Source organism: Kitasatospora sp. NPDC051984 (assembly GCF_044593455.1).
GTDB lineage: Bacteria > Actinomycetota > Actinomycetes > Streptomycetales > Streptomycetaceae > Kitasatospora.
Genome location: NZ_JBIUCB010000017.1, coordinates 22,844 through 37,782, shown reverse-complemented (window position 1 = coordinate 37,782; position 14,939 = coordinate 22,844). Strand labels below are relative to the sequence as shown.

Sequence of the window (14,939 nt, the reverse complement as noted above, 5' to 3'; positions counted from 1 at the left end):
GCGGAGATCGTCGCAGGGTGGACTGACAGGTCGGGTGTCAGACAGCGGGCAGGGTGCGGGCGAGGAGGGGGAGCAGCCGGGCCCAGTGCAGGCGGAGCGCGGCGGGATCGAAGGCGTCGGTGTCGGGCATGGTGAAGCCGTGGACGGTGCCGGGGTAGATCTCGGAGGTGTGGCGGACCCCGGCGGCATCGAGGGCGTGGTTGAGCTCGGCGAGGGCCTCGGGCGTCAGATCGCTTGCGGCGTGGCCGAGATGGACCTCGGCGGTGAGTTCGGCGAAGACCTCGGGTCCGTCGGCGGCCACCGGGGCGTGGAACGCGGCGAGGGCGGCGACCCGGTGCGGGTGGGCCGCGGCGGTGCGGACGGCCTGGAGGCCGCCGATGCAGTAGCCGGTCACGGCGACCGGGCCGGCGGCGACCTCGGGGCGGGTGGTGAGGCAGCGTAGGAAGGCGTCGGCGTCGCGCAGGGCGCGTTCGCGGGTGTGCGCCGTGATCAGCGGCATCAGGTGGGTGAAGAGGTCGTGCCGGGCGTCCTCGCCGATGTACGCGGGGAGTTCGAGCACCGGGGCCGGGCCGTGGCGGTAGAAGAGGTTGGGGACGAGCACGTAGTAGCCGTGGCCGGCCAGTTCGCGGGCCAGGGCGCGCAGAGCCGGGCGGATGCCGAAGCCGTCCGGGTACATCAGTACCGCCGGGTGCGGGCCGCCCTCGGACGGGAAGGCGGCGAGGGCGTCGGCGTGGCCGTCCGGGGTGGGGATATGCAGCAGGTCGGTGCGGGGCTGGGCGGGCATCAAGTCTCCTGTCGCGGTTGACCGTTGGATGAGGTGTCAACTCGACGGAGGTGGGGCCCGGGCGGCGCTCAGGGGAGGGCCGGGTCGCCGATTCGTGTGTGGCGCGAGGCCGTCCCGGTCGTCATGGTCGGACAAGGTAGTCGACCGGACGGGGCGAGGCCAGCGGGCCTGGTGGGTGGCCGGGTGGCCGGGTGGGCGATGGGGCGGCCGGGGAATGCGGAACGGCGAGCCCGGGGTGGGCTCGCCGTTCGTCAGGTGCGGATCAGCCGAAGGGGCTGTTGGCCGGCGGGGGCGGCGGGGACTGCGGTGCCGCCGCAGGGGCCGAGGGTGCGGAGAGACCGCCGAAGGGGTTGTAGTCGGCCGGGGGGACCTTGACGAGGCGTCCCTTGGTGGGGTCGGCCTCCTCCGGTTCCTCGGCGGCGGGGGCAGCTGCTGCGGGGGCCGCGGCTGCACCGAAGGGGTTGAAGTCCGCCGGGGGGACCTTGACCAGGCGTCCCTTGGTGGGGTCCGCCGCCTCCGGCGGGTCGGCCGGGGCCGGGACCGTCGGCGGGGCGCTGGGCCGGGGCGGGATGTTGCTCGGCGGGCCGGTGATGGTGCCGAACGGGTCGGACGGCTCGGAGGACAGAACTGTCCCGAACGGGTCGGCGGACGCCGCGCGGGCCGGCGCCGGTGCGGCGACCGGGGCGGGCGCCGGGGTGGCGGCAGGGGCTGCTGCGGCCGGGGTTGAGGCTACGCCGAAGGGGTTGAAGTCCGCCGGGGGGACCTTGACGAGGCGGCCCTTGGTGGGGTCGGCGGCTTCGGGTTCCTCGGTGGAGGGGGTTGCCGCTGCGGGGGTCGGGGCTGCGCCGAAGGGGTTGAAGTCGGCCGGGGGGACCTTGACCAGGCGGCCCTTGGTCGGGTCGGCGGCTTCGGGGGCCGGTGTCGGTGCCGGTGTCGGTGCCGGCGCGGGGGGTGCGGCCGGGGCGCCGAAGGGGTCGGGTGCGCCGAAGGGGTCGGCGGCCGGGGTGGCGGGCTCCGGGGCGGCGGGTGTTGCCGCTGCGGGGGTCGGGGCTGCGCCGAAGGGGTTGAAGTCGGCTGGGGGGATCTTGACGAGGCGGCCCTTGGTGGGGTCGGCGGCTTCGGGTTCGGCTTCGGGTGCAGGGGTGGGGGGTGCGGCCGGGGCGCCGAAGGGGTCGGCGGCTGCGAAGGGGTCGGCGGCCGGGGTGGCGGGCTCCGGGGCGGCGGGGGCTGCCGCTGTGGGGGTCGGGGCTGCGCCGAAGGGGTTGAAGTCGGCCGGGGGGACCTTGACGAGGCGACCCTTGGTGGGGTCGGCGGCTTCGGGTTCGGGTTCCGGTGTGGCCGCCGGGGCGCCGAAGGGGTCGGCGGCCGGGGTGGTGGCCGCCGGGGCGGCGGGGGTTGCCGCTGCGGGGGTCGGGGCTGCGCCGAAGGGGTTGAAGTCCTCCGGGGGAACCCGGACGGTGGTGCCCTTGGCGGGCTCCTCCGGGGCGACCGGGGCCGGGGCACCGAACGGGTCGGCGGAGGCCAGCACCGGGGACGGCTGCTGGGCCCGCGGATCGGCGGGGGCCGGGGCGCCGAAGGGATTGAAGTCCGAGGGCGGGACCCGCACCGAGGTGCCGGACGGGGCGTCGGGCTGCTCGGACGTCGCGACCGGAACCGGCGGGGCGACAGGTACCGACGGCGCGGCGGACTGCGCCGGAACGGCCGGGCTGTGAGCGGGAACGGCCCGGCCGACCGGCACCGGGGCCGGGGCCACGGCCACACCGTCCCAAGCGAGTTGGACCGAGCAGAGCAGGTCCGCGAAGACCGAGGTGTAGACGTCCCAGTCCTCGGTGTCGGAGGTGGTCAGCTGCACCGTCAGGACCGTCGCCCCGTCCGGCATCGGCACGAACGCCTCGACCACCGAGCTGTACACCACGCCGCCGGGGCGCTCGTCGTGCAGCTCCTTCAGCGCGGGCATCGCCCGGTTCTCCACCAGCACCGCGGCCGGGCCGGCCGGCAGCAACACCGTCCACACCTCGGAGTACGGGCGCTCGGTGGACAGTTCCACCGCCAGCTCCTGGATCGGCTGCGCGCACGGGACGGTCGACACCACCAGCGAGACCCGCGAACTGCGGCCGTTCACCAGCAGCGTCGCGACACCCGCGTAGGCGACGTTCGAGGCGGCGAATTGCTCGGACAGCAGCGCCGCCACCACGGCGAAGTCGTTGCGCTCGGCCGGGGACGCGCCGGAGAACAACTCTTCGGCGGTCTCGGTGAGATGGGCGGACAGGGCGTTGCCCGAACCGCGCACCGTCAGAGTGTGGAACGCCGGCGGGACGACAAGGCGCGCCTCGACACCCGAGCCGGTCGACAGTTCGTCAGGGGCGACCGTCACGCGAGGTTCGGCCAGGGCCGCGAGGGCCTGGGTGAAACCGGCGAGCGGCTCGGTGTCCACCGGGGTCGGCTCGGCGTGCAACCGCAGCGCGGAGACCGACGCGGGGTCGGTCAGGCCGAGGGCCGAGGCGGCGAAACGCTGCGTCAGCACCGGGACGGCCTCGCGGCCGGCGTTCGCGTTCGGGCGGCGGTTGGCGGACACCTCGATCACCGTGCCCAGCTTCGGGACGGAGAGCAGGCCCGGGCCGATCTGGCTGATCCGTAGACCGAACAGGGCCTTGGCGGCCGGATGCTGAGGCCGACGGAACGCGGTGAATGCGTCGATCGGGTAGTGGGTGGCGCGGCTGCCGAGAAGTGCGGCGCATGCCGCGTCCAGCGTGGCCGTGATCCGGTCTGCGGCGGCGAAGCCTTCCTGCGTCATTCGCCGAGCCCCCTCGTTCTCGGGTGTGGACAGTTCAGCCACTTTGTATCAGACGTGGACGACGTGGGTTGAGGGGTCGTCGGGGGTGGGGTGGGTGGTGTGGGTGGGGGTGTGGGGTGAAGGGGTGTTGGGGGGGTGGGTGGTTGGGGGTGCCTGCGGCGCGGGTGTGGGGGATGGGGAAGGTGATGACGTGGGTTGAGGGGTCGTCGGGGGTGGAGTGGGTGGTGCGGGTGGGGGTGTGGGGTGACGGGGGCTTGGGGGGTGGGTGGTTGGGGGGTGGGAAAGGTGATGACGTGGGTTGAGGGGTCGTCGGAGGGCGGGATGGTGGGCGGGGTGTGGGGTGACGGGGGCTTGGGGGTGGGTTGAGGGATCGTCTGGGGAAAGCGACGTGGTTCGGCGGCGGGAGTTGAGGGGGGTCAGGGGGTGGGTGGGGTGGCGAGGCGGAGGAGGGAAGGGGTGAGGGGGGCGAGGGTGGTGGTGAGGTCGCGGATGAGGCGGGCGGTGGGGCCTTCGGGGTGTTCGGTGGTGAAGAACTCGGTGAAGAGGGCGGCGAGTTCGGGGTCGCGGGTGGCGGCGACGGCGAGGGCGGCGACGAGTTCCTGGACCAGGTGGAGTTGCAGGGTTTCGGCGGGGACGGGCTTGTCGGCGAGCCAGTCGAGGGAGCTGATTTCGGCGTTGGCGATCCAGGCGCGGACGGTGCGGCGCAGGGTGGGGCTGGGGTCGGGGAGGCCGAGGTGGTGGAGGATCTGTTCCTGGGCGGCGCGTCGGACGTGGTCGATGACGGCGTCGGCGTCGGGGCTGGCGGCGACCGAGCCGCCGCGCAGCAGGGCGGTGAAGCCGGCTTCGTGGGACTGGACGAAGTCGAGGTAGCGGCCCATGACGCGGTAGAGGCGTTCGGAGAGCGGGCCGTCGGCGACTTCCTCGAAGCGTCCGGCGAGTTCGCGTCCGGCCCGGCGCAGGGCTTCTTCGTAGAGGGCCTGCTTGCCGGGGAAGTAGTGGTAGACGAGCGGGCGGGAGGCGCCGGCGGCGGCCGCGATGTCGTCGATGGAGACGTCCTCGGGGGCTCGGTCCGAGAACAACTCGAGGGCCACCGCGATGAGTTGTTCGCGGCGTTCGTCGACGGTGAGCCGCCGCCTGGGGGGGCGGGCGGGCTGCTGTTCCTCCGAGCGGGGGGCCACGGACGGCGTACGGGAAGCCATGCGGCCCACCCTAGTGCCGCGGCAGGCAACTTTTGCCCGTCAAGGAGCGGCCCGAGGCGCCCGGCTGGGCGTGCCGCCGAAGCGCCCTCGTACTGGGTGTACCTGGGTGCTTTGGCGGTGCGTCCAGGCGGGATGCATCGGGCCGCGACGGGGCAAAGTTGCCTGTTGCGGCACTAGTTCGTCGCGGTGGCGCGGGACAGCGTGGACGGGGGGGTGGACGGGCGTCGACAGGGAGGTCAGCGGCCGGTGCGCTGTTCCAGGTAGCGGCGCCAGGCCTCCCGGCCGTCGGGGACGAACTCCCAGGTGGTGAGGCGGTCGTTGAGTTCGTCCTCGGTGAGCCAGGTGTACCAGGCGACTTCCTCGGCCTGGGGGTCGACCGGGCCGTCCCAATCGGCCTCGTGGACGTCGGACCACCAGCTGAACCGCTCGCCGTCGGTGTAGCGGAAGCGGAACAGCGGGCGGGTGCGGATGCCGGTGACGCCGAGTTCTTCTTCGGCCTCGCGGACGGCGGCGTCCAGGTAGCTCTCGCCGGCGCCGACCACGCCTCCGACGAAGCAGTCGTGGGCGCCGGGGGCGAACGCCTTGGTGTCGGTGCGGCGGTGGGTGAAGATCCGGCCCTGCGGGTCGCGGACCAGTACGAAGACGCAGCGGTGCAGCAGGTTGTCGCGGTAGACCTCGGAGCGGGGCGCGGTGCGCAGCACCCGGTCGTGTTCGTCGACGACGTCGACGAGTTCGTCCAGCGGACCGGAGTCGGGGGAGGGAGTGGTCATGCCCGCCATTCTGGCCCCGGGGAGGCAGGTATCACCCGAAAGAGTTGGTATACGGAGTGCGGGAGTTGGGCAATTCAGTTGTCGGAGCGTCAGTTACCGCTGGTTGGAGGGGTGTTGAGGAACCGTGTTGTTGTTCTGTCCGTCGCTGCCGCCTTGTTGGGGCTCGGCACGGCGCTGCCCGTCGCGGCCGCGTCGGCGCCCGCCGCCGTCCGCTCGGGGCTGGACTGCACCACCTGGGTGCACGAGAACGACCCGCTGACCGGAGGAGTGCTCTGCACCAACAACACGGGCGCGCCGATCACCTTCCACGCGGACATCGTGTGCGGTCTCGCGCCGGACGTCTCGGGCACCTCGGTGACGGCCCAGCCCGGCCAGACCCAGGAGTCGGCGGGCCACTGCGCCTTCTACTCCTCCGGGATCGGTCACATCAGTTGGACGGTGGAGTAGCCGATGGAGTAGGGGAGAGCCGGCTGCTGATGGGCCCCGCCGCAGGTCACTGGGGGCGGTGTCTAAGGTGGGCGGGTGGAGATCCAGGGGTTCACGGCGGACGGGTTCGAGCCGGTCAGGGCGGCCTTCGAGGGCAACTTCCGGCAGTACGGGGAGTTGGGTGCGGCGTTCGCGCTGTACCTGGACGGCCGGAAGGTGGTCGACCTGTGGGGCGGTGACGCGCGTCCGGAGGTGGGTGCGAGGCCCGCGCCGGCGGTGCGGTGGGAGGCCGGTAGCGCGCAGGTGCTGCGGTCGGTCACCAAGGGGCTGACGGCTGCCTCCGCGCTGCTGCTGGCGCAGCGCGGGCTGCTCGACCTGGACGCCCCGGTGTCCGCTTACTGGCCGGAGTTCAAGCAGGCCGGGAAGGAGCGGATTCCGGTGCGCTGGCTGCTGTCGCACCAGGCCGGGCTGCCCGCGCTGGACGTGCCGCTGCGGATCGAGGACGTGCTGGCGTGGGATCCGGCCGCGGCGGCCGTCGCCGCGCAGGCGCCGGCCTGGGAGCCGGGCACCGCGCACGGCTACCACCCGCTGACGTTCGGCTGGTTGGTGGGCGAGGTGGTGCGGCGGGCCGGTGGCCGCAGTGTCGGCCGGTACTTCGCGGAGGAGATCGCCGCCCCGCTCGGCCTGGACCTGTGGATCGGCCTGCCCGCCACCGAGTCCGGCCGGGTCGGGCGGCTGGTCGACCTGCCCGCGCCGGAGGAGGCCAAGGCCGGGCCGGGCGGGATGCGGATACGCCCCAAGCAGTCGGTGGTGGACGCCTACCGGGACCCGCGTTCGCTGACCGCTCGTTCGTTCGGCTCGATGCGCAGCAGCGTGGACCTGAACGACCCGGCGGTGCAGGCCGTGGAGGTGCCGGGCGCGGGCGGTATCGGTACCGCCCGGTCGCTGGCCCGGTTCTACGCGTCGCTGATCGGCGCCGCCGACCGGGCGGATGCGCCCGGGCAGCGGCTGCCCGCGCTGTTCGAGCCGGCCACCCTGGCCGAGGCGGCGGGGCCCTCGGTGCAGGGGCCGGACCAGGTGCTGATCGTCAACACCACGTTCGGCCAGGGCTTCTTCCGGCACAGCGGCAGCTCGCCGATGGCGTCCCCGGCGAGCTTCGGGCACCCGGGCCGCGGCGGTTCGCTGGGCTTCGCCGACCCGGAGCTGGGCATCGGCTTCGGCTACGTCACCAACGGCATGCAGCCGGGCGTCACCGGGGACATCCGCTCGCGGGCGCTGATCACGGCCGTCCGGCAGTGCCTGGAGGGCCGGGCCTGAGCGAGTACCGGTGGGGCGGTCAGGCCTGGCCGGTCTCGAAGCGGCTGACCCGGCCGTCGGGGGAGACGGTGAACCGCCAGGCGGTGCGCATCTCGCCCCAGGTGTCGTTGCGGTAGTCGGCGACCAGGGCGCGGCCGCCCGACTTCTCGGTCTGCACCTCGATGTGGCCGTGCGAGGAGAAGATCTCCCGGTCCGCCCAGTCCGCCAGGTCGCGGTCGGCGCCGTCGTCGGACATCGTGGCGTCGTCGGTGAGGGCGGCGAAGAAGGCGTCCCGGTTGCCCGAGTTGACGGCGCCGAGCAGGCGGCGCACGGCCGGGTCGGAGAGCTTGTCGACGGCGATGGTCATGAGGGTTCACTCCTTGACGGTGGGATCAGGCCCGACGGGTCGGACATTGACCCGACGTGACCACGCCGGGCGGTCGTCCGCCAGCCTTTCTGGGCCGGTCGGAGCCGGTGTGCCACCGCTGCGGGCACGCTTCGGAGCCGGGCGCGTGGCGCGGGCCGGGGCCGTGGGAGTGGTGTGATGTGATGTCCGGATGGGCGGGTTCGTGCCGCGGATCGGGGAGGCTTCCGATGATCCGTCAGCGGGTGGTCACCACAGCTGCTCCCACCACCAGGCGATCTCGGGGTAGGGCGGCGGGGTGAGCCGGCCGTCGGCGGGGCGTTCGGCGCGTTCGGCGACCGGGGCGACGCCAGGTACGTGCGTGGTGTAGCGGGCGGAGGTGAGTCCCCACTCCAGGTTTCCGCTCACCAGGTTGGACAACTGCTCGATGTAGCGGCGCAGTTCGGGCCCGGCGCGGCGGGAGGCGCGGTCCGCCAGGCGGAGGAACAGGCACATGGTGCGGTCGTGCAGGGCGGCGGCCTCGATCAGGGCCTGGTCCCGTTTGCAGCCCATATGTCGTTCCAGGGGGTGGACGATGTTGCTGTCCAAGTCTCCCTGGCTGTCCTCGCGGCTGTACGAGTAGACGTCCGCGGAGATCAGCACCAGGAACTTGGCGGCTTCGGTGAGTGCGTGCACCCGCGGCGAGTCCAGCTGGGACTGCGGGACGGCGGTGCGCTCGCAGACCTCGATGATCTCGATGCAGGAGCGGCTGCCGCGGTCCAGCGGGCCGATCGTCAGGTACTCGGACATGGACATCGTCCGCCCCTGGGAGCGGTAGGCCGCGACGGTGGCGGCGCCCATGAAGGACTCCAACTGGCTGTCCGCCCAACGCTTCACGGCGACCGCGGGGGCCCAGTCCCGGGCCCGGCGGAACACGTCGCGCACCGAAGCGACGTAGATGTCCGATTCCTCCGGGTGGGAGGGCGTCGAGTTGATAACCGCCAGTAATGTGGCTGCTATCGTGAGTACACGGGAAGGGTCCCGGCTCAGTCTGCCGGTGTCCCACTCGTCGTCGAGCATGAGCATGCTGCACAGCCACTGCGAGACCAGTTCCAGCCCCGTGATGCCCTCGGCGTCCTTGGCGATCCGGCAGACGAACTCGTGTGCACCGATGGCCAGAAGGCGGCGGCGGCGTTCCGCGTCCCCCGTGAATCCCATTGCGTCGAGCCAGAGTTCGGTGGTCTTGCCGACCTCCTCGTGCGCGGGATGCAGGGCCGAGGGGATGGGGCAGAAGAGCGGCGGTATGGCAGCCAACGTTTCTCCAGAGCGGCCTGATGTGTTGGTGCGTCAAGTCGGTCGGGCTTGCGCCCGGCGTCGGTCTTCCCTCGCCGGGATCGAGTACACCTGGGAAACCGGAAAGAGTTAACCATGACGAATCACCAGAAATTGACGCCTGCAAGGTAGTTGCTTCTGACCAGGCAATCTGGCCCCCGTCAGGTCCACGGCCTGCGGGAACGCCGCCCAGGCGGCCCTTGACGGCGCTATGGTCGGAAGCGAGTGCCGGGAAGGCGAGTCGGAAGGACGGACGTGGCCGAAGATCAGAGCGGGCCGCAGGCATCGGCGGCCGGCGAGGGGAAGACCGCCCAGCGGCTGTGGGAGCGCGAGAAGGAACTCGCCTCCGCCGAACAGGCCGTGGACAAGCTGTGCCGGGAGTTCGCCGCGGGCGGCACCAAGATCGGTGAACTGCTGCTGTTCTCCGGACCGGCCGGTATGGGCAAGACCACGATGCTCGAACAGGTGCGCCGGATCGCCGGAGCCCGCAAGGACCCCACCGTACTGTTCGCCCGGGGCGGCGAACGGCAGAAGCACGAACCGTTCCGCGTCCTGCGGCAGCTACTTAAGCCCGTCCTCGGCAGTCTCGACCCGGACGAGCGCACCGAGGTGTTCGGCAACTGGTACAACATCGTCGCGCCGGCTGTCGGCCTGGCCCCGCCGCCCGACGCGGTCGAGCGGATCGACCCGCTCGGCGTGCACGACGGCCTGGACTTCGTCATCACCCAACTCGCGCCCCGGCGTGCCCCGTTGGTCGTGGTGATCGACGACCTGCACGTGGTCGACCAGGAGTCGCTGACCTGGCTGGCCTCGTTCGCGGTACGCGCCCGGGAACTCCCGGTGCTGCTGGTCTTCGCCTACCGCCACGAGTTCGACGAGGCGGCCCGGCCGCTCGTCCTGCAGATCCAGGAACGTGCCGAGCGTCGGCACGACCTGATGCCGCTCAACCCGCTGTCGACCGCCGAGATCGTGCACAACGAGTTCGCCGAGGCCGACGACGCGTTCTGCCGCCAGGTGTGGGCCGTCACCGCCGGCGCCCCGTTCGACACCGTCGCACTGCTGCGCGAGGTGCGCGACCAGAACCTCGAACCCGTCGAGGAGAACTCGCCCCGGCTGCGCGACCTCGCCGCGGCCGCCCGGGGCCAGGGCCGCGACTACTGGCTCGACAAGCTCGGCCCGACCGTCCTCCAGTTCGCCTGGGCCGCCGCGCTGCTCGACACCGACATCGACGAGGACCTGGCCGCCGCGATCTGCGCCCAGGGCCCGGAGCAGACCGCCCAGTCGGTCCGCGAACTGCGCCGGACCCGGGTGCTCACCACCCAGCCCAACGGCAGGCTGGAGTTCGTCCACCCGCTGATCGCCACCTCGATCTACCAGTCGATCCCGGAGGCCACCCGGGCCGGTATGCACGGCGTCGCCGCCACCGCGATCGAGGCCCAGGGCGGCTCGCTGCTCACCGCCTCCCGCCACCTGCTGGAGACCCACCCCGGCGAGGGCGACGACTCGATGGTCCGCAAACTGCGCCGGGCCGCCGCCGAGAACCTCGCCATCGGCGCCCCCGAAGCCGCCCGCCGCTGCCTGGAACGCGCCCTCGCCGAGCCGCCGGACGAGGACTACCGCGCCGAGGTGCTGTACGAACTCGGCAGCGCCGCACTGCTCACCGACCCCGAGGCCACCGCCAACCAACTGCGCCGCGCACTCGACATCGAGGACGGCCTCAACGCCGACCTGCGGGTCGAGGCGGTCTTCCGGCTGTCCGAGGTGATCGCCCACGGCGGCGACCTGAACGGCGCCGCCCGGCTCTGCCTGACCGAGGCCGAGAACACCACCGAAGGCCTCGGCCGGGTCCGGCTGCTGACCGCCCACCTGCTGTACACCGCCCTGCGGCGCGACGAGGACAACGGCCCCGAACGGGCCCGCAAGGTCGCCGAACTCGCCGCCCAGGTCGAGGAGGAGAGCGAGGCCTCCCGGCCGGTGCGCGCCCTGCACGCCTGGGACCTCACCCTCAAGGGCGGCCCCAGCGCCGAGGCACTGCGGGCCGCCGAGGACGCGCTGGTCAACGGACGGCTGTCGCGCAGCCTCGGCTGGACCAACACCACCTGGAACTTCGAACTGCCCGCGCTGCTCGGCCTGTGCTTCGCCTACAACGACGAACTCGCCCGCGCCGAAAAGCTGTTCAGCTCCGCCATCCTGGAGTTCGAGATCGCCGGGTGGAGCGGCGCGCACCGCGGCTTCGCCTACTTCCTGATGGGCTTCGCCCGGCTGCGCCGCGGCTTCCTCCCGGAGGCCGAGGACTTCCTGCGCCGAGGACTGCGGATCGCCGACCGGATGGGCACCGGGCTGCCGTTGCAGTGGAACCTGGTCGGCTCGCTGATCGACACCCTGCTGGCCCGCGGCCGCGACCGGGAGGCCTGGGAGGTCGCGCAGCGGTACCGGTTCTCGCCGCCGTACCACCAGACCGCGCTGGTGCTGCCCGATGTCGCCACCATCTACGGCAAGTTGCTGATCTCTCGCGGCGACTACGACATGGCCGTCGAGGTGCTCGCCGAGACCGGCATGCGGCTGGACAAGCGCGGCTGGCGCTCCACCGTGCACGCGCCGTGGGCCGGTTACCTGGCCGTGGCGATGGCGCACCGGGATCTGCCGTCCGCACGGAAGAACGGCGACGACGCGGTGGCCCGGGCCCGGGAGTCCGGTTCGCCGTCGGCGATCGGCAGCGCGTTGCGGCTGGCCGCCAGTGTGTGGGAGGGGCCGCACGCCGTCGAGCTGCTCCAGGAGGCGGTGGGCTGCCTCGGCCGCTCCCCGGCCAGTTACGAGCACGCGCACGCGCTGGTCGACCTCGGCGCCGCTCTGGTGCAGGTCGGCCGCAGCCTGGAGGCCGCCGAACACCTCTACCAGGGAATGGAGTTGGCCAAGCACTGCGGGGCCGACGGTCTGGAGGTGCGGGCCCGCAACGTGCTGTCCGCGTCCGGGCTGCAGCCCAACCGGACGCTGGTGCCGAACAAGGTCAACCTCAACCCGCAGGAGCTGGAGGTCGCCGAACTGGCGGCGCTGGCCCTGCCGCCGCAGCGGATCGCCGAACGGCTGAAGCTGCCGGTGTCGGTGGTCAAGCAGCGGCTGGCCGCCGTGCACCGCAAGCTCGGCACCGGACCGGACGGTCTCGCCGACGCGCTCGGCCTGCCCAGCGGCGGCCCCGGGCAGCCCGGCTGACGGACGCTCCGGCGCGCGGGAGCGGGTCACCGCCCCGTGCGCCGGGCCCCGCTACGCTGGCCGAAAAGGGTGATCACGAACCAAGGAGCAGCCCATGACCGCGCCGGACCGGCCCGCCGAGGTGCACCGGGCACCGTACGACCTGTCGGGGGCCGGCATGGGCTTGGAACGGTGGACGCTGCGCTCCGACCTGATCGAGGCCACCGTCATCACGCTGGGCGCGGCGCTGCACACCCTGACCGCGCCGGACCGGGACGGCACGCCCGCCCAGGTGCTGCTGACCACCGAGGACGTCGGCACGCTGCTCGGCCCGGCCAAGCACTACGGCGTCACCGTCGGCCGGTACGCCAACCGGATCGCCGACAGCCGGATCACCCTGGACGGCGAGGACCACCCGCTGCTGCCCACCGGACACGGCGTCACCCTGCACGGCGGCCCCGACTCGTTCTCGCACCGGGTGTGGGAGGCCGAGGAGATCCCCGGCGGGGTGCGGATGCACCTGCACTCGCCGGACGGCGACCAGGGCTTCCCCGGCGCGCTGGACGTCTGGACGGACTTCACGCTGAGCGGCGCCGAACTGACCATCTCCTACCGGGCCGTCACCACCAGGCCCACGGTGGTCAACCTCACCAACCACGCCTACTTCAACCTGGCCGGCGAGGGCCGCGGCGACGTGCTCGGCCACCTGCTGACCATCGACGCGGACGCCATCACGCCGGCCGACGAGCGGCAGATCCCGTACGGCCCGTACGAGCCGGTGGCGGGCACCGCGTTCGACTTCACCACGCCCCGGCCGATCGGCGAGGGCCTGGCGGAGGGGCACCCGCAGCTGAAGCAGTCGCGCGGGTACGACCACAACTGGGTGCTGCGCGAGCGCCCCGCGGACGGGCCGCCGGTGCGGGCGGCGCTGCTGGCCGACCCGGGCAGTGGGCGGACGCTGGAGGTGCTGACCACCGAGCCGGGGTTGCAGGTGTACACGGCGAACGGTTTCGACGGCAGCGTCACCGGCCCGTCCGGTACGGCGTACGGCCCGTTCGCCGGCGTCGCGCTGGAGACCCAGCACCACCCGGATTCGCCGCACCAGCCGTCCTATCCGTCGACCGAACTGCGGCCGGGGCAGGAGTTCCGCTCCAGCACGGTGCTGCGGCTGGGCACCTCCGGCTGAGTCCAGGAGCTGTATCGAGAAGGGCCCCGGGAGCTGTCCCGGGGCCCTTTTTCGCTGCTCAGCGGCGGTGGGGGTGCAAGGAGTTTCCGCAGGGCCACGGATGGTCAAGACGCGCGGCGGCAACACTGAGGACACGTCGATGTAACGATCGCCGGTAACTTGCAGAAACTTGCTGCAAGACCTTTCAGGCGTGCTCACCGCGCTGTTACGTTCCTGCTCAAGCCCGACGGCCTGCGACGGCGCGGTCGGCCCGGACAGCCATTATGCGCGGTCCTCCCCCCACTCGGGCACCCTCATCTTTCTAGGAGTTTCCATGCGGCGTGGTATCGCGGCCTCCGCTCTCGTTGCGGCTCTTGCGGTCACTCTTGCAGCGTGCGGCAGCAGCGGCTCCGGCTCGGACGCCAAGAGCGACGGACCGGTCACCATCACCTACTGGGACACCTCGAACGCCACCAACGAGGCGCCGAACTACCAGGAACTGGTCAAGAAGTTCGAGGCCACGAACCCGAACATCAAGGTCAAGTTCGAGAACGTGCCGTTCGACCAGGCGCAGACCAAGCTGCAGACCGCGATGGGTGCCAAGGGTGCGCCGGACGCCTTCCGCTCCGAGGTCGGCTGGACCTCCGCCTTCGCCAAGGCCGGCTACCTGGAGCCGCTGGACGGCACCCCGGCGCTGACCGACGCCGCCGCCTTCCAGCCGTCGCTGATCCAGCAGGCCAAGTACGCGGGCAAGACCTACGGTGTCCCGCTGGTCACCGACACCCTCGCCCTGATGTACAACAAGGAGCTGTTCGCCAAGGCCGGCATCGCCGCCGCGCCGACCACCTGGGACGAGCTGAAGGCCGACGCCGCCCAGCTGAAGGAGAAGGCGGGCGTCGACGGCTTCTGGCTGAAGGCGGGCGACGGCTACTACGCCATGCCGTTCCTGTACGGCGAGGGCACCAACATGGTGGACGCCGCGGGCAAGAAGGTCACCGTCAACTCGCCCGAGGCGGTGAAGGCGATCGAGACCTACAAGACGATGTTCACCTCGCCCGGCACCGCGAAGGCCGACGTCACCACCGACGCCTACGCGCACATGATGGACGCCTTCAACAACGGCAAGGTCGCGGCGATCATCCAGGGTCCGTGGGAGGTCACCAACATCTACAAGGGCGCCTCCTTCGCCGACAAGAAGAACCTCGGCATCGCCGCCGTCCCGAACGGCTCCGCCAAGGGCGGCGCCCCGACCGGTGGCCACAACGTCTCGGTCTACGCCGGCTCCGACGCCGCCCACAAGGCCGCCGCCGAGAAGCTTGCCGCGTTCCTGACCTCCGCCGAGAGCCAGACCTTCCTCGCGCTGAAGAACGGCACCCTGCCCACCCGCAGCGACGCCTACACCGCCGAGGTCAAGGCCAACCCGGGCATCGCCGACTTCCAGGCGATCCTGGCCTCCGCCCAGCCGCGCCCCGAACTGCCCGAGTACGCCTCGCTGTTCGGCTCCTTCGGCACCAACCTCGGCAAGATCGTCCAGGGCCAGTCCGACACCAAGGCCGGCCTGGACGCCACCGCCACCGACTACGCGAAGCTCCTGCCGGACTTCAAGAAGTAAGTCGGAACCAGGCTCGCCCGGCCCACACC

11 protein-coding genes are annotated in these 14,939 nt (G+C 72.2%); 5 read left to right on the top strand and 6 right to left on the bottom strand.

Translation table 11 applies throughout. The features are described 5' to 3' along the window. Positions 1 to 37: 37 nt before the first annotated feature. The 4 genes from ACIHEI_RS27375 to ACIHEI_RS27360 all read right to left on the bottom strand — a co-directional run bounded on the left by ACIHEI_RS27375 (position 38) and on the right by ACIHEI_RS27360 (position 5,547). Positions 38 to 784 carry a dienelactone hydrolase family protein gene (locus tag ACIHEI_RS27375; RefSeq protein ID WP_396608473.1) on the bottom strand — a complete coding sequence of 249 codons (747 nt, stop codon included), beginning with the start codon at positions 782 to 784 and terminating at the stop codon, positions 38 to 40. Between the two features lie 262 nt (positions 785 to 1,046). Beyond that, the gene (locus ACIHEI_RS27370; RefSeq protein WP_396608472.1) at positions 1,047 to 3,578 is read right to left on the bottom strand and encodes a hypothetical protein; all 2,532 of its coding nucleotides are present in this window, start codon (positions 3,576 to 3,578) and stop codon (positions 1,047 to 1,049) included. A gap of 416 nt (positions 3,579 to 3,994) precedes the next feature. Then, the gene (locus ACIHEI_RS27365) at positions 3,995 to 4,777 is read right to left on the bottom strand and encodes a TetR/AcrR family transcriptional regulator (protein ID WP_396608471.1); all 783 of its coding nucleotides are present in this window, start codon (positions 4,775 to 4,777) and stop codon (positions 3,995 to 3,997) included. Between the two features lie 236 nt (positions 4,778 to 5,013). Beyond that, positions 5,014 to 5,547, bottom strand: a complete 534-nt coding sequence (locus tag ACIHEI_RS27360) for an NUDIX hydrolase (protein WP_396608470.1) — start codon at positions 5,545 to 5,547, stop codon at positions 5,014 to 5,016. Between the two features lie 114 nt (positions 5,548 to 5,661). Between ACIHEI_RS27360 and ACIHEI_RS27355 the strand changes: the two genes are divergently transcribed. Continuing rightward, positions 5,662 to 5,994, top strand: coding sequence for a hypothetical protein (locus ACIHEI_RS27355; protein ID WP_396608469.1), 333 nt, complete (start codon positions 5,662 to 5,664; stop codon positions 5,992 to 5,994). A 75-nt stretch (positions 5,995 to 6,069) separates the two neighbouring features. Then, positions 6,070 to 7,290 (top strand): serine hydrolase domain-containing protein, encoded by a 1,221-nt coding sequence (locus ACIHEI_RS27350; RefSeq protein WP_396608468.1) that lies wholly within the window; start codon positions 6,070 to 6,072, stop codon positions 7,288 to 7,290. A gap of 19 nt (positions 7,291 to 7,309) precedes the next feature. Here the strand turns inward: ACIHEI_RS27350 and ACIHEI_RS27345 are convergent, their stop codons facing one another. Further along, a complete protein-coding gene (locus tag ACIHEI_RS27345; protein WP_392956830.1) occupies positions 7,310 to 7,636 on the bottom strand; it encodes a nuclear transport factor 2 family protein in 327 nt (108 codons plus the stop codon). Between the two features lie 246 nt (positions 7,637 to 7,882). After that, complete coding sequence (locus ACIHEI_RS27340; RefSeq protein ID WP_396608467.1) at positions 7,883 to 8,926, bottom strand: hypothetical protein; 1,044 nt, start codon at positions 8,924 to 8,926, stop codon at positions 7,883 to 7,885. A 273-nt stretch (positions 8,927 to 9,199) separates the two neighbouring features. Here ACIHEI_RS27340 and ACIHEI_RS27335 point away from each other — a divergent pair, with 273 nt between their 5' ends. The 3 genes from ACIHEI_RS27335 to ACIHEI_RS27325 all read left to right on the top strand — a co-directional run bounded on the left by ACIHEI_RS27335 (position 9,200) and on the right by ACIHEI_RS27325 (position 14,910). Next, positions 9,200 to 12,154, top strand: coding sequence for an ATP-binding protein (locus tag ACIHEI_RS27335; RefSeq protein WP_396608466.1), 2,955 nt, complete (start codon positions 9,200 to 9,202; stop codon positions 12,152 to 12,154). A gap of 94 nt (positions 12,155 to 12,248) precedes the next feature. Continuing rightward, the gene (locus tag ACIHEI_RS27330; protein ID WP_396608465.1) at positions 12,249 to 13,319 is read left to right on the top strand and encodes an aldose epimerase family protein; all 1,071 of its coding nucleotides are present in this window, start codon (positions 12,249 to 12,251) and stop codon (positions 13,317 to 13,319) included. 313 nt (positions 13,320 to 13,632) lie between these two features. Further along, on the top strand, positions 13,633 to 14,910 hold the full coding sequence (locus ACIHEI_RS27325) for an extracellular solute-binding protein (RefSeq protein WP_396608464.1): 1,278 nt from the start codon (positions 13,633 to 13,635) through the stop codon (positions 14,908 to 14,910). Positions 14,911 to 14,939 lie beyond the last annotated feature (29 nt).